We start from the raw sequence: 25,212 nt of genomic DNA on the forward strand, positions 1-25,212 counted from the left end.
CTAGATCGCCTCTTTTCCCGTTTCCCCCGTGCGGACGCGGACAACCTCTTCCACCGGCAGGACGAAGATTTTGCCGTCGCCGATCTTGCCGGTGTTGGCGGTTTCCCGGATCTTGGTGACCACGGCCTCCACCATGGCGGCCTCCACGATGATCTCGATCTTGACCTTGGGGATGAAATCGACGATGTATTCCGCGCCGCGATAAATTTCCTTGTGTCCCTTCTGGCGACCGTATCCCTTGACCTCGGAGATGGTCATGCCCTTGATGCCCATGTCGTTCAAGGCGTCCTTGACCTCATCCAGCTTGAACGGTTTGATGATTGCTTCGATCTTCTTCATGCAATTCTCCTTTTCTTGTAACTGCCCGGCAGCACCGCATCTGCGTTGTCATCGGCCGGCTCATGTGCACCAGCACACTTCGCCGACTTCTTTCTAGCAGCTACGGCACTGCCGAACAGTTACGTTTTGTGGCTTTTCTCGTTTCCTGGCTCCAAGCTGGATAGTTACGCGCTATTAGAGTGAATACCCGATTTCGCTGTGCTGGGTCAGATCCAGCCCCTGCACCTCTTCCTCCTCGCTCACCCTGAGACCGATCACCAGGTCAACAACCTTGAGGATGATGAATGTTACCACAACCGAGTAACCAATGGTGGTAAAGGCATCCATGGCCTGGATTCCCAGGAGCTGCGGATTGCCGAAGAAGAGGCCGTCCTTGCCCGCGGCATTGACCGCGGTGGTGGCGAACAGTCCGGTGGCCAGAGCGCCCCAGAGACCGCCCACGCCGTGGACCCCGACCACGTCAAGGGCGTCGTCGTAACCGACCCGGCTCTTGGCCAGCACCGCGAAGTAGCAAAGAGCGCCGGCCACCAGGCCGATGAACACCGCCGAGATGGGGGAGACAAAACCGGCCCCGGGGGTGATGGCGACCAGACCGGCGATGGCGCCGGAGGCCGCGCCCAGGGTGGTGGGCTTGCCCTGCACCAGCCATTCCGCGATCAGCCAGGAAAGCAGGGCCGCGCCGGTGGCCACCTGGGTGGTGAAAAAGGCGTTGACCGCGACGCCGTTTGCGGACAGGGCGCTGCCCGCGTTGAAGCCGAACCAGCCGAACCAGAGGATGCCTGCGCCCAGCATGGTCATGGTCAGGTTGTGGGGATGAAAAGACTCCTTGCCCCACCCCTTGCGTTTGCCGAAGACCAGGGCGGCGACCAGGGCGGCCGCGCCGGAGTTGATGTGAATCACGGTGCCGCCAGCGAAATCAAGGCCGCCGTGGCCGCTGATCCAGCCCCCGCCCCAGACCCAGTGGCATACGGGCAGATAGACCAGGGTGGACCAGAGAACGGTGAACAGAAGAAAGGCCGGGAATTTCACCCGCTCCGCAAAGGTGCCGGTGATCAGCGCCGGGGTGATGACGGCGAACATCAACTGAAAGGCGCAGAACAGCAGATGGGGAATGGTGGCCGAATATTTGCCGGGCTCAAGGCCGACCCCGGCAAGTCCCGCCCAGTCCAGATTGCCGATCAGGCCGTTCACGTCAGGGCCAAAGGCCAGGGAGTAGCCATACACCACCCAGATGATCGAGACAACGCCCAGGCAGACAAAGCTTTGCAGGATAGTGCTCAAAACATTTTTCGAGCGAACCATGCCGCCATAAAAAAGCGCCAGTCCCGGGGTCATCAGCATGACCAGGGCGGTGGCAATCAGCATGAATGCGGTATCACCTGTGTCCATAAGTATATCCTCTTTCAGTACATGGTTTGCTGTGTTTCTGCGTCAGCGGCAGCTATGCATGCTGTGGAGGAACAATAGCAAGTGTCGTGCCATAGGGGTTGTTTGTCGTAACGTGCTGATTTTGTGTTGATATGGCGTTTTTCTGGCTGTCGCTGAAGGCGGGAGAAATAACAAAAAAGTGAAAAAATTCTAAATTAAATACAAATTTGTTATTTTTTAGCGACGGATGTGGGTCAGGAGAGGTGGTACTGGTTGAAGATAATCGATTCGATGGGGGCTTCGGGCCATTGTTTCTGGAGCCAGGCGCGCAGCTCTTTGTTCATCTCGCCCCGGGCCAGGGAATACCTGCGCAATTCCTCAAGGGGCTTGTTCTGGAAGAATTGGTAGATTATGTCGCGGACAAAGATCTTTTTGTCCGCTGGGGGGTCTTCCTGCTCCGCGAAGGAGGCGATCAGGGTGATGTCCACGAGGACAAAGGTCACCGGCTGGCCGCTGTTCGGGTTGTTCACCGGGATAATGAAAGCGGGGAAGGGCCATTTTTTTCTGACCTTTCCCGGATGGAGCTGACTGGCCTGGTTTTCTGCTTGGGGCGCTGTTCCCATTGAACCCCCGTCAGGGAACGGCACCCCGGTTCCCGATCGTTGTCCCGGAGCGGAGGAACTCGGGAGAAGCGAGGGGCTCGGCCTGAGCATGACGCTTGCAACAAAAACGAGGGCAACAAGAACGAAAGGGAGGGCGTACAGAGGGATACGTACAAAAATGGGAAAAGATTGCAGGCGGGTGAACTGCGCTTGGGCGACTTTTTGGGCGGCGAGCAGAAAGGGGGTGATTGCGCCAAGGCTGGGAAGGATTTTTTTCGGTTGGACGCCTGGAACGCCGCTCTGGTCCGGAATGCCGGAAAGGGTTTTTTCCAGGGAGGAGTCGAGGTCTTTGGCGCCAACTCCGGCCGTTACGGTGGGTTCGTTTTCCTCAAGAAAGAAATCCTCCCCCTCTTTCTCGTCGGAGAAAAAAGCATCATCCTCGGCCTGAAAGGCGGACTCCCAATCCTCTCCCCAGTTTGTTTCATCGTGGTCGGCAGGGGTCTCCGTGCTGGCGAACTGGTCAACGGACTGGGGAGGACGTTCGTCAGCCATGATTGAGGTCAGAATATCTTGTTGAGTTTTTCGGAAAGGGTTTCAGCGGTGAAAGGTTTCACGATGTACTGGCTGACCTTGGCCTTGACCGCCAGGATAATATTGTCTTGCTGCGCTTCCGCCGTCACCATGATGAAGGGGGTGTTGGCCATGCTGGTATCGGCGCGAACCGCTTTCAGCAGATCCAGGCCGGTCATCTTGGGCATGTTCCAGTCCGAGATGATCAAGCCTATTTTTTCCGATTTCAGGACGTTCAATGCCGTGGTGCCGTCGTCCGCTTCGATGATGTTTTTGAAGCCGAGCTGGGTGAGAATGTTTTTGACTATGCGTCGCATGGTGGCAAAATCGTCAACCACGAGAATTTTCATATTCGGATCAGCAGCCATATTTCCTCCCTAACATCTGTATGGTACGAGTGGCCTGGGGGCATGTTCGCAATGGTAATAAAAAAATGATATTGATTTTAGTGTAACTGTAACAATTGATTTTGGAAATAAAAAAAGAGGGTTATGGAGAGACGCGCCTTATTTCCGGATGATTCCTTCGCGTTGCGCCCCGCGGAAAGAGAACTTCCATGCAAGCGCGGCTCAACTCGCCAGGCTTTTTTTGAGCTTGGCGCGGAGGCGGAGCATCGCCTTGCTGTGCATCTGGGAAATGCGTGATTCCGTATAGCCCAACACCTCGCCGATTTCCTTCATCGTCAGTTCTTCCTGATAATAGAGGGAGACGGTCAGTTTCTCCTTTTCCGGCAGACCGGCGATGGCGCTGGCCAAGAGCTCCCTGATCTGGCTCAGGTTGAGAGAGGTGAACGGGTCGCGGTCGTCCATGGCAAAGGTTTCTGCCAAGGTGGGCTCGCTGGTTTCCATTGATTTTTGCCGGAGAAACTCAATATCCATGAAAGAGACGGACTTGGTTTCATCGAGCAGCTTGTAGAAATCGTCAAGGGCAAGGCCCATGGTTTTGGCTACTTCTTCGTCCGTGGCAGGTCTGCCCATCTGTTTTTCGATGTCGGCGTAGACTTTTTCCAGGTCCGTGGTTTTCCGCCGGACCGAGCGCGGAACCCAGTCCAAGGCGCGAAGTTCGTCCAGCATCGCCCCCTTGACCCGGAACTCGGCATAGGTTTTGAACTGGACGTTTTTGGAGACATCAAATTTATTGATGGCGTCGATGAGGCCGATGATCCCGCAACTGATGAGATCATCGAGGGAAACCTGCGCCGGAAGGCGAGCCGCCAGACGTGCCGCGATATACTTAATCAGCGGGGTGTAGGTCAGAATCAGCTCGTTGCGCTTTTCGGCGCTGAGCGGTTCCGCCTGACTGAAAAAGGTATTCGTATAGTCCTTGAACTTGGGTGACGGCTGTTTGCTCATACCGGATAGGCCCGCGGGGGCAAAGGAGATTGATGGCCTGCAATATGAAAAAGTATATTACAGATCAACGAGTCCCTGCCAGAAAAATTTTATGTTGCCATCGGCTTTCGTCTCGGGTTCTTCCTGGGCAATATTGGCGGCCAGCTTGCTGAACATCTTGCTGGAAGGGGCATCCGGGAAGATGTCCGACACCAGCCGCTGTTCGCGAACCGCGGTGGGCAGCTTGCTGTCATAGGGGATATACCCGAGATAATCCAGGGAAAGCGAGTCGAGAAAACGGTCGGCCACAATGCTCAGCTTGCGGAAAACAGACAGGGCTTCCTTTTCGGAGCGGGCGAGATTGACCAGGATGCGGAATTTTTTCACGTCATGCCGGCTGGAAAGAACCTTGACCAACGCGTAGGCATCGGTCAGGGAGGTCGGTTCCGGGGTGAGGATGATGATGCGCTCCCGCGCGGCCAGGTTGAAATAGATCACATTGTTGTTGATGCCAGCGGCCGTATCGATCAGCATGATATCGATTTTTTGGGCCAGGGCGGACATCTCCGCCAAAAAGTACAGCCGTTGCTGTTCGGTAAGATCCGCCAGCTCCATGATGCCGGAACTGGCCGGCAGAATGAGCAACCCGGCCGGGCCTTGCACCAGGACCTCGGCAAGTGTTTTTTCACCCATGAAAACGTGGTGGAGGTTGTAGCGCGGGGTCAGGCCGAGCAGGATGTCGACGTTGGCCAGATTGAGGTCCGCGTCAAGGATGAGCACCTTTTTCCCCGCTTTTGCCAGGTTATAGCCAAGATTGGTGACGATATTGGTTTTGCCGACCCCGCCCTTGCCGCTGGTCACGCAAACAACCCGCGGTTGGGCTTCGGTATTGCCGTAAGGCGCCGCCATTCTTTTCCCCCGGGTTTGCGAGTGGGTCATAATTCTTTCCAAAGTTTCCGCCTGATTCATGATAGTCCCCCGTAAGCGTTCATTGGGTCCACCTGCCCTGGGATTCGGCGGCAAGCTCGCCTGCCGCGGCCTGCCATCCCTGTCCGAACAGGGTCTGCAGGAATTCCCGGGAGGCAAGGAGGAAATCCTCCGGAACCCTCTGGCCGGTGCACAGGCAGGAAATGGGCAGCGCCGCCCCGGCCAGCAGTTGGCAGAGGGAGGCATAGGCCCTGGTTTCATCGAGCTTGGAGAGGATCAACCCCTTGACCCGCAGCGGCTCATAGGTGGAGAGGATCTGTTGCAGGTCTTCTTTTTTGCTGGTGGCGCTGAGGACGAGGTAGGGCTCTATGCCGTTTTTCAGGGAAAACCATTCGGACAGCTCCCGGATGTGGTTCGGGTCATAGGGGCTTTTGCCCGCGGTGTCGATGATGATCAGATCCTTGTCCTGGTGGCGAACGAGGGCTGCCTGCAGATCCTTTTTGCGCAGGGCGATTTCGCATGGCAACCGCATGATCTTGGCATAGGTCCGCAACTGGTCCGTGGCGCCGATCCGGTAGCAGTCCATGGAAAGAAGCGCCACCCGCATTCCTTCGTGGATGCTGTACCAGGCGGCGATTTTCGCGGCGGTCGTGGTTTTGCCCACCCCGGTGGGGCCGATCAGGGCCACCACGGTGGGCGCCTTGCTGATCCCGATGCGCAGCGGGGTAATCTGCAATTGATCGATGATCTTGTCACGCCACTTGGCAACCTGTTTCGGGTCCGGGCGGGCGGATTTTTGTGCGGCTTCCCTGGGGGGATGAGCCGAATCGCGGTTTTCGAGCTCTTCCTTGGCGCAGTACTGACGCCGCAGGAAATTGGCAAAGCGCAGCCTCAGGTCATTGGCTTCAAAATGGACCTGGGCGGTCTTGCCGGCCTTTTCCTTCGGCAGGGTGCGGGCGGAAAGCTCGGCGGAAAGTCTGCAGTCAAAATCGGGACGCGGCCTGGCCTGTTTCGGTGCGGCCGGGCGCGGCGCCTCCTGTGCCGGAGCCTGACGCACCGAGTGATAGCCGTATCCCACCGCTTTTGGCCGTCGTTCTTCAGTGCCGGGGGATTCCGGAGGGGGCAGGGTAATTTCCGGCTCCGGGTCGTATTCCATGGCAGCCACCACCTCAATCCTCGGCCCCCCCCTGCTCGAAGCGCTTCTTCCGGGAAGGTTGCGGGTTGAAAGAATAATGGCATCCTCGCCAAGTTCTTCCTTGACCATGGCCATGGCGCTATGGGTATCCGAGGCTTCAAAACGTTTGATTCGCATCGCTGCTCCTCACTCCTCTATTTCTTGGGGTTGAGTTCGATTGTCCCCAGGGATTGCAGTTGGGTCTGCGCGGTCAACTCATTATGGGAAAGGACCATGACGTGGGGCATGAACCTTTCCAGAAGCCGCCGGAAATGGCGGCGGATAGTCGGAGAGCAGATGATGATGGGCTGATACCCCTCCTGCGAAACCTTTTCCACCATGGTTTTAGCCGAGGCGAGAAGGCGTTGGCCCAGGTTCGGTTCCATATTGAGGAACACGCCCTGGTCGGTTTTTTGCAACGATTCGCGGATCATGTCCTCGATCTGGGTGGAGAGGGTGAGAACCGTGATGGTTCCCTGCTCATCGACGAAGGAGCTGATGATGGAGCGGGCAAGCTTCTGGCGCACATACTCGGTAAGGATGTCCGGATCCTTGCCCAGGGGGGCGAAGTCGGCCAGGGTTTCGCAGATGGTGAGCAGGTCGCGCAGGGATACCCGTTCGCGCAGGAGATTCTGGAGCACCTTCTGGACAAGGCCAAGGGAAAGAAGGCCGGGTACCAGCTCTTCCACCACCTTGGGATGGGTTTTGGCCAGATTGTCCAGGAGCTTTTGGGTGTCCTGGCGGCCCAGCAGTTCATCGGCGTGGGTGCGCAGCACCTCGGTGAGATGGGTGGCGATGACCGTGGATGGGTCAACCACGGTGTAGCCCGCCACCTGGGCCTCGTCTTTCTTTTCCTGGTCAATCCAGAGGGCGGGCAGTTGGAAGGCCGGCTCCATGGTGGGAATCCCCTCGATTTTCCGCTTGGCCACGCCGGAGTCCATGGCCAGCAGGTGGCCCATCATTATTTCCCCTTTCGCCACCTCCACGCCCTTGAGAAGCAGGACATACTGATCGGGTTTGAGCTGGAGATTGTCCCGGACATGCAAGGGGGGGATAATCATGCCCATGTCCATGGCGAACTGTCTTCGTATCGCCCGGATCCGCTCCAGCAGGTCGCCTTCCTGGGCCTCGTCAACCAGGGGGATGAGGCCGTATCCCACTTCAAGCTGCAGAACATCCAAGGGCAACAGGCTTTCCACCGTTTCCGGCGCGCCGGGCAGCGGGGTGCCCGCCTTTTTTTCCTTTTCCGCTTCGACTTTCTTCTCTTCCTTGTCCGCCGCGGTTTTATTGAAGGCTATCAGGGAGATGCCGCCCATGAGCATACCCAGCAGGAGAAAGGGAAGATGCGGCAGTCCGGGGATCAGGCCGAACAGGATGATGATTCCGGAAGAAACCGCCAGGGCCTGGGGCTGGAGGCCGAACTGTTGCATGAACTCCTTGCCCATGCTGACATCGGAGGCGGCCCGGCTGACAATGATGCCCGCGGAGGTGGAGATGACCAGGGCCGGGATCTGCGAGACCAGCCCGTCGCCGATGGTGAGCAGGGTATAGGTTTCCGCCGCCTGGGCGGCCTGCATGTTCTGCATGAGGGCGCCGATGAAGAACCCGCCGATGATATTGATGAACATGATCACCAGACTGGCCACGGCTTCGCCGCGCACGAATTTGCTGGCGCCGTCCATGGCTCCGTAAAATTCCGACTGGCGGCTGACTTCCGACCGGCGGCGTTTCGCCTCCGCTTCGTTGATCAGACCGGCGTTGAGGTCCGCGTCAATGGCCATCTGCTTGCCGGGCATGGCGTCCAAGGTGAAGCGGGCCGCCACCTCGGCGATGCGGCCGGAGCCCTTGGTGATAACCACGAAATTGATCAGCACCATGATCAGGAAGATGATGATGCCCACGGCAAAATTGCCGCCCACCACAAAATTGCCGAAGGACTGGATCACGTGGCCCACCGCGCCTTGGCCTTCGTGGCCGTGGAGCAGGATGAGCCGGGTCGAGGCGATATTCAGCGCCAGCCTGAACAGGGTGGTGATCAGCAGCAGCGAGGGAAAGGAGGAAAAATCCAGCGGGTTGGTGTTGTACATGCTCATCAGCAGGATGAGCATGCCGATGGTGATGTTGAAGGAGAGCAGCATGTCGAGCAGGAAGGGCGGCAGCGGCACGATCATGACCAGGAGGATGGCCACGACCCCGAGCGCCACGAAGAGGCCCGACATCTCGAAATTAATTGCTTTCAGCCCTGTTGCGGCGCCGGGGTTATCTGCCATGGTTGTGCGGACCCGCAGTGGTAAGGGTTGATTCCGGGGGCATGGGGAAGGTTGCGGTATTCATGCAATCAGGCCCTTTTCCGTTTCACATTGTATACATAGGCCAAAACCTCGGCCACGGTCTGGAACAGGTTTTCCGGGATGGTTTCGCCCAGCCCCACGTTTTTGTAAAGGGCCTGGGCCAGGGGCTTGTCCTCGACCAGGGGAATGGAATGCTCCTGGGCGATTTCCCGGATTCGCTGGGCGATGACCCCGGCGCCCTTTGCCAGCACCGTGGGCGCGGCCATGGCCAGCGCATCGTAGCGAAGGGCAATGGCCAGGCGGGTGGGGTTGGTGATCACCACGTCGGCCTTGGGCACCTCGGACATCATCCGTTGCCTGGCCATCTGCATCTGGATGGAGCGGATGCGTCCCTTAATGTGCGGATCTCCCTCGGTCTGCTTGGCCTCGTCCTTGATCTCCTGCTTGGTCATCTTCATCTTTTCCATGAACTGCCAGCGCTGGAAGGCATAGTCCATCGCCGCAAGCACCGCGATGATCAGCGCCGATTTCAGGAAGATCCAGAAGGCGATCTTGGCCATGAAGGAAAGGATAAGCGCGGGTTCCTGATCCATGAGTTGCAGGATGCCGGGCAGCGCCTTTTTTATCTCCGTATAGGATACATAGCCGATGATGACCAGTTTGCCCACCGACTTTACCATATTGGCCAGGGCCTGCTTGGAAAAGAGCCGGGAAAATCCTTGGATGGGGCTGATCTTGTCGAACTTCGGCATCAATTTTTCCGTGGTGAACAGGATGCCGACCTGGGCATAGTTGGCCGCCAGGGCCGTCAGGAAGATGACCCCCATGACCGGCGCCACGATGAGCCCGGTCTGGAGCATGGACTCCCGGGTAAGCACGGTCATGTTGTTCGGGGTTATGCTGATGGAGTGCAGGTTGCCCAGGTAATATTTAAGCAGGAGGAAGAAATGCCCCAGCATGAAGTCGCTTGCATAATAGAGGGTGAGCAGGCTGGCGAGCAGGACCGCGGCGGAGGGCACCTCCATGCTTTTGGCCACATCCCCTTTTTTTCTCGCCTCCTGGATGCGGCGGGAGGTGGGGGCCTCGGTTTTTTCCTGGCCGGAGGGTTCGTCCGCCATTCTTCAGCCCCCCATGCCCATGGCCAGCCTGGGCAGGAGCCGGGCCAGCATTTCAAAATTGGTGATCATCAGCGGCAGGAGATAGCGCAGGGACAAGCCGGCAAAAATCAGACCGACCGCAATGTTTATCGGCAGACCGACGATCAGGATCGGAATTTGGGGCACGGTCTTGGCGACGATGCCCATGGCCACATGGGTAAAAAATAGGGCCGCTCCCGCCGGGGCCATAATCTTGACGGCAAGAACGAACATGTGGGAGGCCCCCTGCATGATGCCTTCGAAGGTGGCCTGGGTTATGGTTGCCGTGCCGGGTTTCAGCCACTCAAAGCTTTCCACCAGGGTGGAGAAAAAGATGTGATGGCCGTTGATGCTTAAAAAAATCAGGATGGTGGCGAGATTCCAGAGCATGCCCACCAGCGAGATCTGGGTGCCGAACTGGGGATCCATGACGCCGGCCACCCCCATGCCCATCTGGATGCCCACCATCTGGCCGGCAAGCTCGGCGGCGGCAAAGAGGCACCGGGCAAAAATGGCCAGGGTCGCGCCCAGCAGGATTTCGGTGAGGACGAGAACGAAAAAGCCGATGGGCGGGCCGCTCATCAGGCGCGGATCAACCCGGACCACGGGGGTCAGGATCAGGGCGGTCATCAGGGCCAGCAGGATTTTGACCTGGGGTGGAACGCTTGTCGAGCCGAAGACGGGCATGAAAAACAAGAGCGGCGCCACCCGGGTCAGGATAATGACCATGGAGAGGATCTGCGTCAGGGTCCAGTTCAGCAGCGCGGCTTCGGGCATGGTTGCGAAATTCTCCGTCAGTGGATGATGTTCGGGATGCTGGTAATCAGCTCATGGGTGTAGTCCACCAGCTTGGTGATCATCCAGGAGGAAAGAAACAGCAGGGTCAGCATCATGGCCACGATCTTGGGGACAAAGGTCAGGGTCATCTCCTGGATCTGGGTGATCGCCTGGAAAAGAGAGATCAGCAGGCCGACCACCATGGCCACCAGCAGCAGCGGCGCCGAAACTATCAGGGTCAGGGTAACGGCATTCTGGGTCAGGGTGATGGCTTCAGAGGCAGTCATGGTTATACTCCAAAACTTTTTACCAGAGAGCCGACAATCAGGTACCAGCCATCCACCAGCACAAAAAGCAGCAGTTTGAAGGGCAGGGAAACCATGACCGGGGGCAGCATCATCATGCCCATGGACAGCAGGATGCTTGCCACCACCATGTCGATGATCAGAAAGGGCAGAAAAAGAACAAAGCCGATGGTGAAAGCGGTCTTAAGCTCGCTGATCATGAAGGCCGGGATGAGCACGGCGGTGGAGACCTCCTCCTTGTTTTTCGGCTTGGGGGTCTTGGCCAGGGAAAGGAAAAGTTCGAGGTCTTTTTCCCTGGTCTGCTTGAACATGAAGGCGCGCACCGGTTTTACCGCCTCCAGCAAAGCCTCTTCCGCGTTGATCTGTTCGGCCATGTAAGGTTTGATCGCGGTGGTGTTGACCTCGCTGAAAACCGGGGTCATGATGAACATGGTCAGGAAGAGCGCCAGGCCGACCAGAACCTGGGTCGGCGGTACCTGTTGGGTGCCCAGGGCTTGCCGCAGAAAGGAAAAGGCGATCACCAGCCGGGTGAAGGAAGTCATCATTAAGAGGATGGCCGGGGCCATGGACAGGACCGTGAACAGGAGCAATATCTCGATGAGGACGGAGACCTGCTGGGGGTTCTGGGCTTCGCCCAACCCGATCTGCAGGGTGGGCAGGGTTACGGCCCGGCCTTCGCCGGGAAAAAGGAGGATGATCCCCGTAAGCAGGCCAACGAGAATGGGCCAGGACGGCAGAGGTTTATTCCGCATCGGCGGATCCTTTCTTTTTTGGTTTCATGCCGGAGATGGTCTGGGTCGCCTTGTGGAGCATGGAGGCAAAAGAATCCGGCAGGGGAGCATCGCTTTTTTGGCTGGCGGCCATGAGGCGCTCGTTGGGGTCAAGGGTGGCGAGCAGGGTAATCTGTTGCTCGCTGAGCCCGACCACCAGATACGCGCCTGCCACCTCCAGAACGCTCACCTGTTTTTTGGGGGCCAGCATCCGGCTGTCGAGGACGGTGATAAGGCTTTCCTGCCGGGAACCGCCCTTGGCGAACCCCATCTTTTTGATCCAAGCCAGCAAGAGAAGCATGAGCCCCACCACAATGACAAGTGAGCCAATGGTTTTAAAGATGGTCGTGGTCAGGGAAAGGGCTTCCTGATTGCCGGTGAGCCGTTCGGCGGCCAGAAGCATGAAGGGACAGGCGAGATGATACAGCAGGCTTGCTCCCAGGGCGATCAGCGTCTTTGCCCGGAACACTCCGCGTGTTGGTGATGGTTGCCGGATCTTCATGGTCGTTGTGTCCACAGCCTTGCCGATGGAAGTCGGTCAGGAATTTTTCTTGCTCAGGCGATGTTCTTGACCCGGTCCGCCTGACTGATGATTTCCGTGATCCGCACGCCGAACCGCTCGTTGACCACGATCACCTCGCCTTTGCCCAGCAGCTTGTCGTTGACAAAGATTTCCACCGGTTCGCCCGCCGCTTTGTCGAGCTCGACCACGGATCCTTGCGTCAATTGCAGCATCTTGTTGATGATCATGCTGGTCCGTCCCAGCTCGACGGTGACTTCCAGGGGGATATCCAGCAGGAAATCAAGATTCTGACTGCCGGAGGGGGCGGTGGCCCCACCACTGCCCAACTCGGCAAAGGCAGGGGCTTGAGCCCCACCCGCACCTTCATGCTCGCCCAGGGCGGCAGCCCAGTCATCTCCGGCTCCCTCTGTTTCGTTTTTTGTGTTGGCGGCGTCCAACGGGTCGTCAGCCATGGTTCTTCTCCTCTTTCAGGTGATCTTTTCTGCGAAAGGCCCAAGGTGAGAGGTTCAAGGTGGGAAATGGACCTTGCGCCTTTCACCTCATTCCCGGTTCGGGTCAAGAACCTTTTTCTTGATGAGCAGCGCATTGTTGCCGCGATGCACGCCAGGGGTTCCCATGTATTTTCTTTCTCCGGCGACAAAGGACGGCAGGAGGTCGTCGGTGCGGCGTTCCAACTGGATGATGTCGCCGACCACCAACTCCATGACATCCCCTGCGGAAATGGTGGCGCGGCCCAGTTCCACCACAAAGTCCACCGGGATGTTCTTGATGTTTTCGGTGAGGACGCGCTTGATGCTGATATCCTCGTCGCTCTGCTCCCGCTGGAAGGTGGTAAGGAGCTTGCCCTTGACCGATTCCAGGTTGCTCATGGGGATGCAAACCGTGATGCTGCCCACGGCCCGGTCCATGTCCACATCGTAGCGGCAGATGATCACCACGTCCTCGGGCTGGCAGATCTTGGCGAACTGCGGATTGATCTCGCTTCTGATGTACTGGACCTTGAGGGGCTGCAGGGAATACCAGGCCTTTTCCAGATCGTTGAGCAGGAGATTTACCACCCGCCGGATGAGGCGCTGCTCGATGGCAGTGAAATCGCGGCCCTCGATGCGGATGTTTCTGGTGCCGGTGCCGCCCAGGAAGTTTTCCACCAGGGTAAAGACCAGCTTGGGCTCAAGCACGATGAGGGCGTGGCCGCGGAAGGGCGCCATGCGGAAAATCTGCAGGCTGCTCGGCACGGGCAGGGTGCGGACAAAGGCGCCGAAGCGCTCCAGCTCGATGGGGGCGGAGGTCAGGTCGATGATCCGGCGCAGGGTGGTGGAAAGCGAGGTGCGGACCGCACGCATGAAGGCGTCGGAGATCGCCTCCATGGCAGGCATCTTTACCTGGACGATCCTTTCCTGCCGGGTAAAGTCGTAGGCCTGATAGCCCAAGGCTTCCGCGTCAATGGGTTCTTCCGGCTCTTCGATTTCGCCGCCGGAAATTCCCTTGAGTAGCGCGTCAACCTCGTCCTGGCTGAGAATCTGTTCCATGGCTTTCCGCTGGGTGTTTTTTCGGGTTAGCGACAGAGGCCCGATGGGCTACTGCACGACAAATTCCGTAAAGTAAATGTTCTTGATATGGTCGGGGCGCATGATTTCGTTGAACCGCTCCAGCAGCTCATCCCGGACGCGGATCTTGCCCTCCGGGGTCATGACTTCTTCAAAGCCGAGGCTGGTGAGCATCATGATCACCATGTCGCGCAGCTTGGGCGCCGCCTTGGTGGCCTTGTCCACGGCCTCCTTGCTTTCAAGCTCCAGTTCGATCTTGACCTTGAGGTAGCGTTTGCCCTTGGGGTCGGCCAGATTGACGATAAAGGGCTCCATGACCAGCATTTCCCCGATTACCGGGGCGGCTTCTTTATTCGCCTCCTGGCTGGCAATCTCTTCAACCGCTGGTTTATTGGCCAGGAATTTGGTATAGGCGAAAAAACCGCCGCCGCCGAGGACGAGAATGCCTACGCCAAGGATGATGAAAAAGCCCATCTTGGATTTCTTCTTAGGATCCTGTTCTGTTGCCTGTGGGTCTTTTTCCGCAGCCATGGTTCTGTCTCCTCGAGGAAAAAGGAAGGCTGGAAAACTCCGGAGCCTTCTCTTTGGTTTGGTTGTAAAGCAAGCATTGTGCCGCGAGGCTTTTCTTGTGTATAACAGTATATGTAAATTATCGGTAATTCAATGTATTTCTGGAAAATAGGCAGGGGGCCGGTCTTTTTTCGGCATGGTGTGCATGGGAATCTTTCGTCATGATTTTGACTCCATCTGGACAGAGTGTCAAAAAAATATCGAGAATTTGAGAAAATCGGTGCTGGTCTCCGCAAAACGCGGCGTAGCCGGGGAAAAATAATGATGGTATTCCAGATTGTTACGAGACAGTTGCGGTCCGGTTGGAGGGGGCATGGAGCTTCGCGCGTGTGAGGTTGGTCTGGCTGCATGCCATCAGTATGACCGGAGGCTCTTGAAGGATCGGGTGGAGATGCTCTGCAACGGACTGGGCTTTAGGGTCTCCCCGGGAAGCAGGGTGCTGCTCAAGCCCAACCTGGTTTCCGCGGTGCGGAACAAAGGACTGGCCTGCACCCATCCGGAGGTTGTCGCTGCCGTGGCGGAGTGGTTTCTCGATCAGGGGGGTACGGTGCGGGTCGGCGATTCGCCGGCATTCGGCACGGCGCTGGGCGTTATGGAGGCCTGTGGGATCAGGGCGGCTCTCAAGGGGCTGCCGGTGGCCATGGTCAATTTCGACGGGGCGCAGCCGGTCCGTCTCGCCTCCGGGCTGTCCGTGGGGGTGGCGCGGGCGGTGCGCGAGTGCGATCTGCTGGTCAATCTGCCCAAGATCAAGGCCCATGGGCAGCTTTATCTGAGTCTGGCGGTAAAGAACTATTTCGGGGCGGTGGTGGGGTTCCGCAAGCCCTGGCTTCATGCCCGGTATGGCGACATCGATAACCGGTTCGAAGCCATGCTGGTCGATCTTCTTGGGGTGCTCCCCGGAGGGATTACCCTGGCCGACGGGGTGGAGGCCATGCATGTGGACGGGCCGGTGGCGGGCAAGCCTTTCCCTTTGCAGCTTCTGGCGGGAGGGCTCAATCCCGTGGCCTTGGACACGGCCCTGATCGCCGTGCTCGGCCTTCCCCCGCAGGCAAGCCCTGTCTGGCGGGAATGTTGTCGGCGCAACCTTGCCGGGAACACCCTGATGGAGCTCTCTTTTCCGCTGGCCAGGGTGGACGAGGTCGCGGTCCAGGGATTTCAAGCGCCTTTCCGCTTGCGGCCGGTGAGTTTCCATCCCTGGCGCCTCTTGCTGGGCGCTGTGAAAAGGGTTATGGCCAGATAGGCGGGGAGCGTCGGATGCCGACGAGGCGGGAAAGTCTTCTTTACTTTCCCGCCTGAAAATTTTATCGTGGCCAGCACATTGATGCTCATCAACCCATTACGGGAACAGCTATAAAGAGGAGTAGGGGTATGTTCAATCTGCGCGGCAAAGTAGGCTTGGTAACCGGCAGTTCACGCGGGATCGGCAAGGCGATCGCGCTGCGGCTTGCGGAAAACGGGGTTGATCTGGTGGTGAACTACGTGCGCCACCGCCAGGACGCGGAAGCCACCGCCCGTCTCATCGAGGAGAAGGGCGCGCGCTGTCTGGTGGTCAAGGCCAACGTGGCCAACGACGAGGATCTGCAGGGGATGTTTGCCCTGATCAAAAGCGAGTTCGGCCATCTTGATTTTCTCATCAGCAACGCCGCCTCCGGCGTCTTGAAACCGGCGCTGGAGCTGAGTAGCCGCCACTGGAACTGGGCCATGGAAATCAACGCCCGGGCCCTGCTTTCCCTCACCCAGCAGGCCGCGCCGCTCATGAGCAAGGGCGCGAGGATCATGGCGGTTTCCAGCATGGGGGCGGTGCGGGCCGTGGAGAATTACACGGCCGTGGGCGCCTCCAAGGCGGCGCTTGAGTCGCTGGTCCGCCATCTGGCCGTGGAGCTGGGGCCTCTGGGGATCAATGTCAACACCATCAGCGCCGGAGCCGTGGACACCGAGGCCCTCAAGAAATTCCCCAACCGGCAACAGATCCTCGACGGCGCCCTGCAACGCACACCCCTTGGGCGGCTTACCACCCCCGAAGATGTGGCGGATGTAGCCCTGTTTTTATGCAGTGATCTGGCCGCCATGATCCAGGGGCAGACCATCGTCGTGGACGGTGGCTACTCCATTCGGGCTTGATTCGACTGCATGGAAGCCTTTCGGACACAGGCGCGGCTGATCCTCGCCTCGGGTTCGCCCCGGCGGCGCGATTTTCTTGCCGACTTGGGGATTGCCTTTGAGGTGCGGGTCACGGACATTGACGAGACCCCGCAGCCCGGCGAGTTGCCCGAAGATTTTGTCGCGCGGCTGTCCCGGGAAAAGGCCCGGGGTGTAGACCTTTCTGAGGCTTGGGTGCTGGGTGCCGATACCGCAGTGGTGGTGGATGGGGAGATTCTTGGCAAGCCCGGCGATGAAGAGGAGGCCTGCGCCATGCTCATGCGGCTCTCCGGCCGCTGGCATGAGGTGTGGACCGGATTTTCCCTCTGCTGCCAGACCACCGGCGAATCATGCACTAAAACCGTCTGTACCAAAGTCCGTTTCCTCACGCTTACCCCGGAGTTGTGCCGGGCGTATGTCCGCACCGGAGAACCCCTGGACAAGGCCGGGGCTTACGGGATTCAGGGCAAGGGGTGTTTTCTGGTCCCGGAAATAAGCGGTTCCTATACCAATGTGGTGGGCTTGCCCATGGCCGAGGTGCTTCAGGCGTTATTGCACCATAAGGTAATTGCGCTGATGGATGGTTTGTGAGAAAATCATTCCAGCCATGGACGCCTCGGAACCGAATATCTTTGTTGCCCGCCAGCCTATCTTCAAGAGGAACAAGGAGGTCTTCGCCTACGAGCTGCTCTTCCGTTCCGGTCTGACCAATTACTTCGACCCCTTGCAGGATGGAGAAGAGGCCACCTCCAAGGTCATCACCAACAGCTTTCTGCTCATCGGCATCGCCACCATCACCGAAGGAAAAAAGGCGTTCATCAATTTCAGCGAAGAGATGCTGCTCAAGGGGTATCCCTCGCTTTTCTCCAAGGAAATTACCGTGGTCGAGGTGCTGGAAACGGTGGGGGCCACGCCCGAGGTAGTAGCGGCATGCGGGAAGCTGGTCGAGGCGGGGTATGTCTTGGCACTGGATGATTTTCTCTACGAAGATCGTTTTGTGCCGCTCATCAAGCTGGCCAGGATCATCAAGTTTGATATTCGCCAGATGAGTTTTACCGAGCTTGAGCGCCAAGCCAAGGTGGTCAGCCGCTACAACGTCAAGCTGCTGGCGGAGAAGATTGAAACCTTTGAAGAGTTCGAGGCCGCTAAAAAGCTGGGCTTTGATCTGTTCCAGGGGTATTTTTTCAGCCGCCCCCATATCATGGAGGGGCGGGATATCCCCGGCTCCAAGCTCCACTATCTGCAAGTGCTCAAAATTATTCAGGATGAGGATTACGATTTCGCCGAGCTGGCCAAATTTGTCAGCCGGGATGTTTCTCTGGCTTACAAATTGCTCAAGTATGTGAATTCCGCCTATTTTGCCAGGAGGCAGAAGCTGGACAGCATTGAGATGGTCGTGGCAATGTTGGGGCAGCTCACCTTACGAAAATGGCTGTCGCTGATGATGCTGTCCTACCTTGCTGCGGACAAGCCGCCCGAACTGCTCCGTCTGGCCGCTTTCCGGGGCAGCTTCTGTGAACTGATCGCCGGTCAGCTTCTGGACAGGCGCAGTGAGGCGGGGGTGTTTCATACGGCCGGGATGTTTTCCCTGCTTCCGGCCATGCTTGATAAGGATATGGCGGAGATCCTGCCGGAGCTGGCCCTGCCCGGGAATCTTCAGGAGGCGTTGCTCTCCGAGGTTGCGGCAACTCCCCTTGCCCGGACCCTCAGGCTGGTCATGGCCTACGAGCGGGGAGATTGGGAAAAAACCGTCGATCTGGGGGTAAAACTAACGCTCAACCTTGACTCCCTGCCCCTGCTCTACGAGCAGGCCATTGAAATCGCCCAGGTTCAGCTTACGGATTGATGGCATTCATCTTTGAAAAATCGCCGACCCTCAGAAAGAGCCGGGCGATGGCGGTCAGCAGGTTCAAGCGGTTGGCGCGCACCTTCTCATCCTCTGCCATGACCATGACTTCCTCAAAAAAGGTGTCCACCGGCTCCTTCATTTTGAGGATCACACCCAGCGCTTTTTCGTAATCGCTGGCTGCAAGCAAAGGGGTTGCCTCGGCACGGACAGCCAGGTATGCCGCATGGAGCTTCTGCTCGGCGGGTTCGCTGAGCAGCTCCGCTTGCACCGTGGTTTCGCTGTTTTCCTTGATGATATTGATCACCCGCTTGAAGGCTCCGGCCAGGATGGGGAAGGCTTCTTCCTTGCTGATGGCCATGAGGGCGTTGATCCTGCGCTTGCAGTCCAGCGGATCGTCGAAGGAGACCGAAGTGACCGCTTCCACTGCCTCGGCCGGGATTCCCTGGCTGGTGAGATCGTTGCTGAACCGGCCCTTGATGAACTCGAGCACGTTGCGGCGGGCTTCGTCCTTGGGAACGGTCAGCTTATCACCATACAGGGAGAGCGCCTCGTCCACGAACTCGGCCAGGGAGAGGCCAAAGCCCATGGCGTTGATGATATTAAGCAATCCCAGCGAGAGGCGGCGCAGGCCAAAGGGATCGGTGGTGCCGGTGGGGATCTGGCCGATGCCGAAGCAGCCGGTGATGGAGTCAAGCCGGTCGGCCATGCCGACCAGCGCTCCGGGGATTGAGGCGGGCAATACGCCTCCTGCCCTTACCGGCAGGTAATGCTCGCGGATGGCTGTGGCAACTTCCGGAGCTTCGCCGCCGAGCAGGGCGTAGTCGTGGCCGATCGCTCCTTGCAGGGTGGGGAACTCGCCCACCATGTCGGTGAGCAGGTCGGTCTTGGCCAGGTGGGCGGCACGTTCTGCGTGGGCCAGGTGCGCCGGCGCAAGTTTTTTGGCCAGCAGCCCGGCCAGGGTGGTAACGCGTTTGGTCTTGTCGAGCATGGTCCCCAGTTTGTGCTGAAAGATAACGCCCGAGAGATCCTCGAACCGGTCCGCCAGAGTCTTCCGCTGGTCTTCCTTGAAAAAGAAGAAGGCATCCTCCAGCCGCGCCCGGATGACCCGCTGGTGGCCGTCGGCGGCAAGCTTCGCATCCCTGGTGTTGGTGTTGTTCACCGCGATGAAATTGGGCATGAGTTTGCCAGCGGCGTCAACCACGGCAAAGTATTTCTGGTGCTCCCGCATGGAGGTGATCAATACCTCGCGGGGCAGGGCCAGGAAGCGTTCCTCAAAGGCGCCGCAGATGGCAAAGGGCTTTTCCACCAGATTGCACACCGTGTCCACCAGTTCGTCATCCGGAAGAATCATCCCTCCCGCCTGTTGGGCCGCCCTGGTGATCTCGGCAACCACCGCATCGCGGCGTTCCTGGGGCTCGACCATGACCTGGGCCGTGCGCAGGGTTTCGACATAGTCGCTGTAGCCGGAGGCGGGGAAGGGCCCTTGGGCCATGAAGCGGTGGCCGCGGGTGGTGTTGGTGCTGGTGATGGTATCCAGGGTGAAGGGCACGGTCTTGCCGCCATACACGGCGAGCAGCCACTGGATCGGCCGGGCAAAGCTGGTGCGGCCCGCGCCCCAGCGCATGGATTTGGGGAAATTGAGGCTGGTGACCACCTCGGGCAGCAGCTCGGCAAGGAGTTCCGAGGTCGGGCGGCCGACCTGTTCGACGCGCACCATGAGGTACTCGCCCTTTGGCGTTGCCAGTATCTGCAGGGCCCCGACCTCGGCCCCGTTCTTTTTTGCAAAGCCGATGGCTGCCTGGGTGGGCTGGCCTTTCTGGTCAAAGGCCGCCTTTTTCGGGGGGCCGAGAATCTCCTCTTGCCGGTCCGGCTGGCGCTCGGCCAAGCCGCCGATCGACACGGCAAGACGCCTGGGGGTGGCTGCGGTGCGCAGGGTGGAATAGGGCAGGGCCAGGGCGGTGAGCCGCTCGCCGAGGATTTTTTCCAATTGGGCAAGGGCGGGCATGATATAGCCGGCCGGAATTTCTTCAGTGCCGATTTCAAAGAGGAGTTCGTGTTGCATGATCAGTTTCTCGCGATATTTTTTTGACGGTGATCCGTGTGGCCGTGTCGAGGAGCCGTTACCCAATACGTGGTGCTTTTCGGATTGTTTTATTACGGCTCTTTATGCCGTTTTGGCAACCAAAATGACAATTTTTTTTGCCGCGACGGCTCAGGATACGGCCGGGTTGTTGTGCCATTCCAGGGAGGCAAAGGTGTTGTAGCCTTGCGAAAGGTTTTCCACCAGAACGGAAAACCAGGCAATGGCCGGATGGTCTTCAAGGGTGCGGCCAAGGGCCGTGGTAATGCTTTCCACGGAAAGGGTGTATTCCGTGCAGTCTGTGGCAGTAGGCCAGCAGAGATCGTGGGAGGTCACTTCTTCCACCAACTGGATGATCTCCTCGATCCAGATGAAATGCTTGAACCGCAAGCGGATGGTGGCCCTGCCCCAGTGGCCGAGGGAGCGGGGCAAACCCTGGCCTCCCTGGGACGGGACCGGCGGGGAAATGGGCACCTGGATCTCCAGGACGAGATCATCGGTTTTTTCCAGCGAGCCATGCATGGTGCAGCGGTATTCCTTCATGCCAACCGCTTGCGCCTGTCCGGAGGATTTTTGCAGGAAATAGGGAAAGGTCATTTCCAGGTGGGCCGCTTCCGCCTGGAGCTTGATTTTCATCTCTTCGAGGATGCGATGAAAGCTCTTCAGGTTTATCTCGCCGTGGAACCGGTTGAGAATTTCCACGAACCGGCTCATGTGGGTGCCTTTGAACTGATGGGGCAGATTGACGTACATGTTGACCGTGGCCACGGTCTTTTGGGTCTTTCGCGCCTTGTCCAGGACGGTTACCGGGTAGGAGATGTTTTTTACCCCCACCTTTTTGATGTTGATCCGGCGGTAGTCACGCTGGCCTTGGATATCTTTCATGTCGCTCATTGGTAAACATTCCCCGGCACCGAATCTGCTTCGCAGTCTCGCGGGCTCACTTAGCTGTCATCGGCCTGCGCATGTACGGTAACACACTTCACAAGCCTCTTTCGCGCATCTCCGGCAGCAGCAACGCGGCGCTGGTGAACGTTTGCAGCTTGAGTGGAAACCATCTTTTGGTGGCTCTTGGGGGACGGGTAAGCGCATTGGGCAGGAGGGTGGGTGTTAGTCTGGTTTTTCTCGCTGGCCCGGCTTTCAGGCAAGATGCTTTTTCACGGCCGCCTTAAGCTCGTCCAAATTGGAGGATTTGACGATGTATTCATCGGAGGCCCAGGTGGCCAGGTCCTGCTTGAACTCCTGATAGGCGGAGCTGAGGATGACCGGAAGGGAGGAATTCATTTCCTTGATCTGGCGCAGAACATCGATGCCGTTGATGCCGGGCATATTGATGTCGAGGATGATGAGATCCGGGTTGATGATCTTCAGTTGGGTAAGGGCTTCTTCCCCGGAAAGAGCGGAGTGGACCTCGTATCCTTCCTCCTCCAGTTCTTCGCGGTACAGGAGATGGATGCTGTCTTCGTCGTCAACAAGCAGTATTTTTTTCATTGATCCCCCCCCCTGTTGTCTTGCAAGGGTTGTGAGAGTTGCTGTCCCCAGCGTTGGGTTAAATCGCCGCTTCTTTTAAAAATTGGGCTGCTTCTTCCGGCGGGATGGAATTGATGTAAAAGCCTGAGCCCCATTCAAAACCGGCGATCATGGTCAGTTTGGGCATGATTTCAAAATGCCAGTGGTAATGTTCAAGGGGTTGCGAGCGCAACGGGGCGCCGTGCAGGACAAAGTTGTATGGAACATTGGGAATGCAGGTGTCCAAACGGCGCATGCACTCTGAAAAAATCGCGGTGAGCGCCTTGAAATGGGCGTCATCCATGGCAAGATAGGAAGAGGCATGTTGCTTGGGCAGGATCCACATCTCGAAGGGTGAACGGGGCGCATAGGGGACAATGGCGAGGAACAGGTCGTTTTCGGCCACCACCCGTTTGTCCTGGTTAATTTCCTGGCGGATGATGTCGCAGAAAATGCAGCGTTCCTTGTATTTGAAGTAGGAGAGGCTTCCTTCGATCTCGGAGCTGATCATGCGGGGGACAATGGGCAGGGCGATGAGCTGGGAGTGGGAGTGTTCCAGCGAGGCCCCGGCCGCGGCGCCGAAATTCTTGAACACCATGACATACCGGAAGCGCGGATCCTGGGCCAGATCGAGCAGCCGGTCCCGGTAAGCCAGAAAAACCTTGATCATGCGATCCGCCGGCAGATTGGCAAAGGATTCGTTGTGGTCCGGGGTTTCGATGATGACCTCGTGGGCGCCGATGCCGTTCATCCGGTCGTAGAGGCCATCGCCCTCTTTGTTGAGATTGCCTTCGATGATGAGGGCGGGATACTTGTTGGGCACCACCCGCAGATCCCAGCCGGGTCTGTTGGCTTGATGGCCAGCGGTGCTGCTGTAGCTCAAAACTTCCGGAGGCGTGGTATTCTCGTTGCCTGGACACAGAGGGCAGAACCCTCCTCGTGTCTCGTTTGTCTCCACAATGAAGTCAGTGGGACGCTTTCCCCGTTCAGTGGAGATGATGATCCAGCGGCCAATGATCGGATCTTTGCGCAGTTCAGGCATCGCGGTCTCTTATAAGCCTTTTTGGGCCCTTTCCTGGTTTTCCTGGTGGGTTTTGCATTCGATGCATTGGGTTGTCACCGGCCGCGCCTCAAGACGCTTGGCCGAGATTTCGTCGCCGCATTCATCGCAGATGCCATAGGTTCCTTCATCAATGCGTTCGATGGCCTCCCGGATCTTGGCAAGCAATTTGCGCTCGCGGTCGCGGATGCGGAGCTCAAAGCTGCGATCGGATTCGGCGCTGGCCCGGTCAGTGGGATCGGGATAATTTTCCGTGCTGTCGGTCATTTCGTGGATGGTTTTTTCAGCCTCCTGCAAAAGATCCTGGCTCATGGTCTCCAGCTTCTGGCGAAAATACTCAAGTTGTTCTCTGTTCACAGTCTTACTCCCTTGGTATATCTTGGGCAAGCGTTATCCCTTCCGTTGATAGCTTCCGCTTTTGCCCCCGATTTTCCTTTCCAGTCTGATGTTGTTAATGATCATGCCTTTGTCCACAGCCTTACACATATCATAAATGGTCAGGGCGGCAACCGAGACGGCGGTGAGCGCCTCCATCTCGACTCCGGTCCTGCCGGTTATGCCCACGGTAGCAGTAATTTCTATGGTGTGTGTCCTGTCATTCAGATCAAAATCAACGGTCACCTTGTTGATGGCCAGAGGGTGGGTCAGGGGGATAAGGGCGTCGACCTTTTTGGCGGCCATGATCCCCGCGATCCGGGCGACTCCGAGCACATCGCCTTTGGCGATATTCCCTTCCTGCACCAACTGAAACGCCTGCGGGGAAAGGGCGATGGCGCCGCAAGCCGTTGCTTCCCGCACGGTTTCATTTTTGCCGCCCACGTCCACCATGCGGGCGTTGCCGGATTCGTCAAAATGGGTCAGTTGATTATCCGTCAAGGGCTGGTCGCTCATTGTCGTTGTCTCGCGAGGAAGAATCAAGGCTTTTCGTTGGAAAACGTGTGGAGGAACTTTTTGAAAAATCCCTCTTCTTCCTTGTTGGCGCCCCTTTTCTTCAGCAGGACGTCAAGTTCTGTGAGCAGTTCCTTTTCACGCGCGGACAATTTTTTCGGGATGACAACCTTGATTTCGACGATCATGTTGCCGGGATTCCCGCCCCTCAGGGAGGGGACGCCTTCGCCTTTCAGGGTGAAGATCTGTTCCGGCTGGGTTCCCGCCGGGATGACCAGTTTCTTGGCGCCGTTGATGGTCGGCACCTCCACGGTGGCGCCCAGCGCGGCCTGCACCATGGTCAGCGGGAAGAGGCAGTGGATCTCGTTGCCCTCCCGGAGGAAAAACTCATGGGGTTCCACGTGCATGATCACATACAGATCGCCCGGCGGACCGCCCTTGCGGCCGCCTTCGCCTTCGCCCCGCAACCGCATGCGGGCGCCGGTGTCGATCCCGGCCGGGATCTTCAGGGAGACCTTTTTCGTTTTTCTGACAAGCCCCTCGCCCTGACAATCGTTGCACGGGTCGGTAATGATGGTGCCTTCGCCGTGGCATTTCGGGCAGGTGGTCTGTACCCGGAAAAAGCCCTGGGCATGCACGACCTGGCCATGGCCCTTGCAGGTGGTGCAGGTCGAGGCTTTATGCCCGGGGCGCAAGCCGGTTCCGTCGCAGGTCCAGCAGGTTTCCCGCTTGGTGATTTCGATCTCTTTTTCCGCGCCATGCACCGCATCCATGAAACTGATGCCCAGGTCATAGCGCAGGTCGTTTCCGGCAACGGGCCCCTGGCGCCTTTGCCCGGAACGGCCACCGAACATGTCGCCGAAGATGTCGCCAAAGCTTGAGAAGATATCCTCGAAATTCCCCGGCCCGCTGTAGCCGCTGTCTTTCAGGCCGGCAACCCCGTAGCGGTCGTAAATCTTGCGTTTTTCCAGGTCGCCGAGAATTTCGTAGGCCTCGGCGGCTGATTTGAATGTATCTTCAGCAGCCTTGTCGTCCGGGTTTTTGTCCGGATGGTACTTCATGGCCAGTTTGCGGTACGCTTTTTTTATCTCCTCCGCGGTCGCATCCGGGGCGACGCCGAGTCTTTTGTAAAAATCGGTTTCCATGGGCTATAAGAACGCCTGTTCCTTTGGATCATCACCCTTCTGCGTGGTCGGGCCAGAAGTCTCCTCTTGGGCCGGAGAATCTTCCTTGGTGGGGGTGAAATTCTTGATGGTGGAAAAACTCACCAGGCCAGCGGCAATCTCGCGCAAGGTGGCGACGATCTCCTTGTTTTTGCATTTCACAAGAAAAGGGGCGTTCTTGCGGTGCTGTTTAACCCGTTCAACGGCAAGGTGGATCAGGGAAAAACGATTTTCATTGCCTATCTGGCTCAGGCAGTCTTCGACGGTGATACGTGCCATGGTGCAACTCCTCCT

The 25,212-nt window shown here is 58.0% G+C and carries 28 protein-coding genes; 4 read left to right on the top strand and 24 right to left on the bottom strand.

The features are described from left to right. From MWR57_RS14200 to MWR57_RS14275, 16 genes are all read right to left on the bottom strand, one after another. Positions 1 to 339, bottom strand: a complete 339-nt coding sequence (locus tag MWR57_RS14200) for a P-II family nitrogen regulator (protein WP_423125478.1) — start codon at positions 337 to 339, stop codon at positions 1 to 3. A 174-nt stretch (positions 340 to 513) separates the two neighbouring features. After that, positions 514 to 1,728 (bottom strand): ammonium transporter, encoded by a 1,215-nt coding sequence (locus MWR57_RS14205; RefSeq protein ID WP_423125479.1) that lies wholly within the window; start codon positions 1,726 to 1,728, stop codon positions 514 to 516. Between the two features lie 233 nt (positions 1,729 to 1,961). After that, a complete protein-coding gene (locus tag MWR57_RS14210) occupies positions 1,962 to 2,861 on the bottom strand; it encodes a flagellar basal body-associated FliL family protein (protein ID WP_423125480.1) in 900 nt (299 codons plus the stop codon). An 8-nt stretch (positions 2,862 to 2,869) separates the two neighbouring features. Further along, entirely contained in the window at positions 2,870 to 3,247 is a 378-nt protein-coding gene (locus MWR57_RS14215; RefSeq protein ID WP_423125481.1) for a response regulator, read from the bottom strand. A 201-nt stretch (positions 3,248 to 3,448) separates the two neighbouring features. Further along, positions 3,449 to 4,231, bottom strand: coding sequence for a FliA/WhiG family RNA polymerase sigma factor (locus MWR57_RS14220; protein ID WP_423125482.1), 783 nt, complete (start codon positions 4,229 to 4,231; stop codon positions 3,449 to 3,451). A 57-nt stretch (positions 4,232 to 4,288) separates the two neighbouring features. Continuing rightward, entirely contained in the window at positions 4,289 to 5,149 is an 861-nt protein-coding gene (locus tag MWR57_RS14225; protein ID WP_423125483.1) for a MinD/ParA family protein, read from the bottom strand. A gap of 49 nt (positions 5,150 to 5,198) precedes the next feature. After that, positions 5,199 to 6,449 (bottom strand): flagellar biosynthesis GTPase FlhF, encoded by a 1,251-nt coding sequence (flhF, locus tag MWR57_RS14230; protein WP_423125484.1) that lies wholly within the window; start codon positions 6,447 to 6,449, stop codon positions 5,199 to 5,201. Positions 6,450 to 6,466: 17 nt separating this feature from the next. Further along, complete coding sequence (gene flhA / locus MWR57_RS14235) at positions 6,467 to 8,581, bottom strand: flagellar biosynthesis protein FlhA (RefSeq protein ID WP_423125485.1); 2,115 nt, start codon at positions 8,579 to 8,581, stop codon at positions 6,467 to 6,469. A 68-nt stretch (positions 8,582 to 8,649) separates the two neighbouring features. Beyond that, the gene (gene flhB / locus MWR57_RS14240) at positions 8,650 to 9,720 is read right to left on the bottom strand and encodes a flagellar biosynthesis protein FlhB (protein WP_423125486.1); all 1,071 of its coding nucleotides are present in this window, start codon (positions 9,718 to 9,720) and stop codon (positions 8,650 to 8,652) included. 3 nt (positions 9,721 to 9,723) lie between these two features. After that, positions 9,724 to 10,515: a flagellar biosynthetic protein FliR gene (gene fliR, locus MWR57_RS14245; protein ID WP_423125487.1), complete on the bottom strand. Its 792-nt coding sequence runs from the start codon at positions 10,513 to 10,515 to the stop codon at positions 9,724 to 9,726. A 17-nt stretch (positions 10,516 to 10,532) separates the two neighbouring features. Beyond that, positions 10,533 to 10,802, bottom strand: coding sequence for a flagellar biosynthesis protein FliQ (gene fliQ / locus MWR57_RS14250; RefSeq protein WP_423125488.1), 270 nt, complete (start codon positions 10,800 to 10,802; stop codon positions 10,533 to 10,535). Between the two features lie 2 nt (positions 10,803 to 10,804). Beyond that, entirely contained in the window at positions 10,805 to 11,572 is a 768-nt protein-coding gene (fliP, locus tag MWR57_RS14255; protein ID WP_423125489.1) for a flagellar type III secretion system pore protein FliP, read from the bottom strand. Next, entirely contained in the window at positions 11,562 to 12,092 is a 531-nt protein-coding gene (locus MWR57_RS14260) for a FliO/MopB family protein (RefSeq protein ID WP_423125490.1), read from the bottom strand. Before MWR57_RS14260 ends, fliP begins: the two co-directional genes overlap by 11 nt. 53 nt (positions 12,093 to 12,145) lie before the next feature. Then, the gene (fliN, locus tag MWR57_RS14265; protein WP_423125491.1) at positions 12,146 to 12,565 is read right to left on the bottom strand and encodes a flagellar motor switch protein FliN; all 420 of its coding nucleotides are present in this window, start codon (positions 12,563 to 12,565) and stop codon (positions 12,146 to 12,148) included. 87 nt (positions 12,566 to 12,652) lie between these two features. Next, on the bottom strand, positions 12,653 to 13,642 hold the full coding sequence (gene fliM / locus MWR57_RS14270) for a flagellar motor switch protein FliM (RefSeq protein WP_423125492.1): 990 nt from the start codon (positions 13,640 to 13,642) through the stop codon (positions 12,653 to 12,655). A 48-nt stretch (positions 13,643 to 13,690) separates the two neighbouring features. Next, positions 13,691 to 14,191, bottom strand: coding sequence for a flagellar basal body-associated FliL family protein (locus MWR57_RS14275; protein ID WP_423125493.1), 501 nt, complete (start codon positions 14,189 to 14,191; stop codon positions 13,691 to 13,693). A gap of 352 nt (positions 14,192 to 14,543) precedes the next feature. Here MWR57_RS14275 and MWR57_RS14280 point away from each other — a divergent pair, with 352 nt between their 5' ends. The 4 genes from MWR57_RS14280 (at position 14,544) to MWR57_RS14295 (ending at position 18,215) form a co-directional block, all read left to right on the top strand. Further along, positions 14,544 to 15,470 (top strand): DUF362 domain-containing protein, encoded by a 927-nt coding sequence (locus MWR57_RS14280; protein WP_423125494.1) that lies wholly within the window; start codon positions 14,544 to 14,546, stop codon positions 15,468 to 15,470. A 137-nt stretch (positions 15,471 to 15,607) separates the two neighbouring features. Beyond that, entirely contained in the window at positions 15,608 to 16,351 is a 744-nt protein-coding gene (fabL, locus tag MWR57_RS14285) for an enoyl-[acyl-carrier-protein] reductase FabL (protein ID WP_479723983.1), read from the top strand. 9 nt (positions 16,352 to 16,360) lie between these two features. After that, positions 16,361 to 16,960 (top strand): Maf family protein, encoded by a 600-nt coding sequence (locus tag MWR57_RS14290; RefSeq protein ID WP_423125496.1) that lies wholly within the window; start codon positions 16,361 to 16,363, stop codon positions 16,958 to 16,960. Next, positions 16,950 to 18,215 (top strand): EAL and HDOD domain-containing protein, encoded by a 1,266-nt coding sequence (locus tag MWR57_RS14295; RefSeq protein ID WP_423125497.1) that lies wholly within the window; start codon positions 16,950 to 16,952, stop codon positions 18,213 to 18,215. Before MWR57_RS14290 ends, MWR57_RS14295 begins: the two co-directional genes overlap by 11 nt. On the opposite strand, the gene glyS is transcribed toward MWR57_RS14295, so the two are convergent. The 8 genes from glyS to rpoZ all read right to left on the bottom strand — a co-directional run bounded on the left by glyS (position 18,205) and on the right by rpoZ (position 25,197). Then, a complete protein-coding gene (glyS, locus tag MWR57_RS14300; protein WP_423125498.1) occupies positions 18,205 to 20,280 on the bottom strand; it encodes a glycine--tRNA ligase subunit beta in 2,076 nt (691 codons plus the stop codon). The two genes, MWR57_RS14295 and glyS, sit on opposite strands and share 11 nt — an antisense overlap. Positions 20,281 to 20,430: 150 nt before the next feature. Further along, positions 20,431 to 21,192, bottom strand: a complete 762-nt coding sequence (locus MWR57_RS14305; RefSeq protein WP_423125499.1) for a GTP cyclohydrolase, FolE2/MptA family — start codon at positions 21,190 to 21,192, stop codon at positions 20,431 to 20,433. A gap of 246 nt (positions 21,193 to 21,438) precedes the next feature. After that, positions 21,439 to 21,789 (bottom strand): response regulator, encoded by a 351-nt coding sequence (locus MWR57_RS14310; RefSeq protein ID WP_423125500.1) that lies wholly within the window; start codon positions 21,787 to 21,789, stop codon positions 21,439 to 21,441. Positions 21,790 to 21,847: 58 nt separating this feature from the next. Further along, complete coding sequence (gene galT / locus MWR57_RS14315) at positions 21,848 to 22,849, bottom strand: galactose-1-phosphate uridylyltransferase (protein ID WP_423125501.1); 1,002 nt, start codon at positions 22,847 to 22,849, stop codon at positions 21,848 to 21,850. A gap of 9 nt (positions 22,850 to 22,858) precedes the next feature. Next, entirely contained in the window at positions 22,859 to 23,224 is a 366-nt protein-coding gene (gene dksA, locus MWR57_RS14320) for an RNA polymerase-binding protein DksA (RefSeq protein ID WP_423125502.1), read from the bottom strand. Between the two features lie 33 nt (positions 23,225 to 23,257). Continuing rightward, positions 23,258 to 23,758 (bottom strand): cyclic pyranopterin monophosphate synthase MoaC, encoded by a 501-nt coding sequence (gene moaC / locus MWR57_RS14325; RefSeq protein WP_423125503.1) that lies wholly within the window; start codon positions 23,756 to 23,758, stop codon positions 23,258 to 23,260. A 23-nt stretch (positions 23,759 to 23,781) separates the two neighbouring features. Continuing rightward, a complete protein-coding gene (gene dnaJ / locus MWR57_RS14330; protein ID WP_423125504.1) occupies positions 23,782 to 24,900 on the bottom strand; it encodes a molecular chaperone DnaJ in 1,119 nt (372 codons plus the stop codon). A gap of 3 nt (positions 24,901 to 24,903) precedes the next feature. After that, complete coding sequence (gene rpoZ / locus MWR57_RS14335; RefSeq protein ID WP_423125505.1) at positions 24,904 to 25,197, bottom strand: DNA-directed RNA polymerase subunit omega; 294 nt, start codon at positions 25,195 to 25,197, stop codon at positions 24,904 to 24,906. Positions 25,198 to 25,212 lie beyond the last annotated feature (15 nt).

Source organism: Hydrosulfovibrio ferrireducens (genome assembly GCF_046883345.1).
Taxonomy (GTDB): Bacteria; Desulfobacterota; Desulfobulbia; order Desulfobulbales; family Desulfurivibrionaceae; genus Thiovibrio; species Thiovibrio ferrireducens.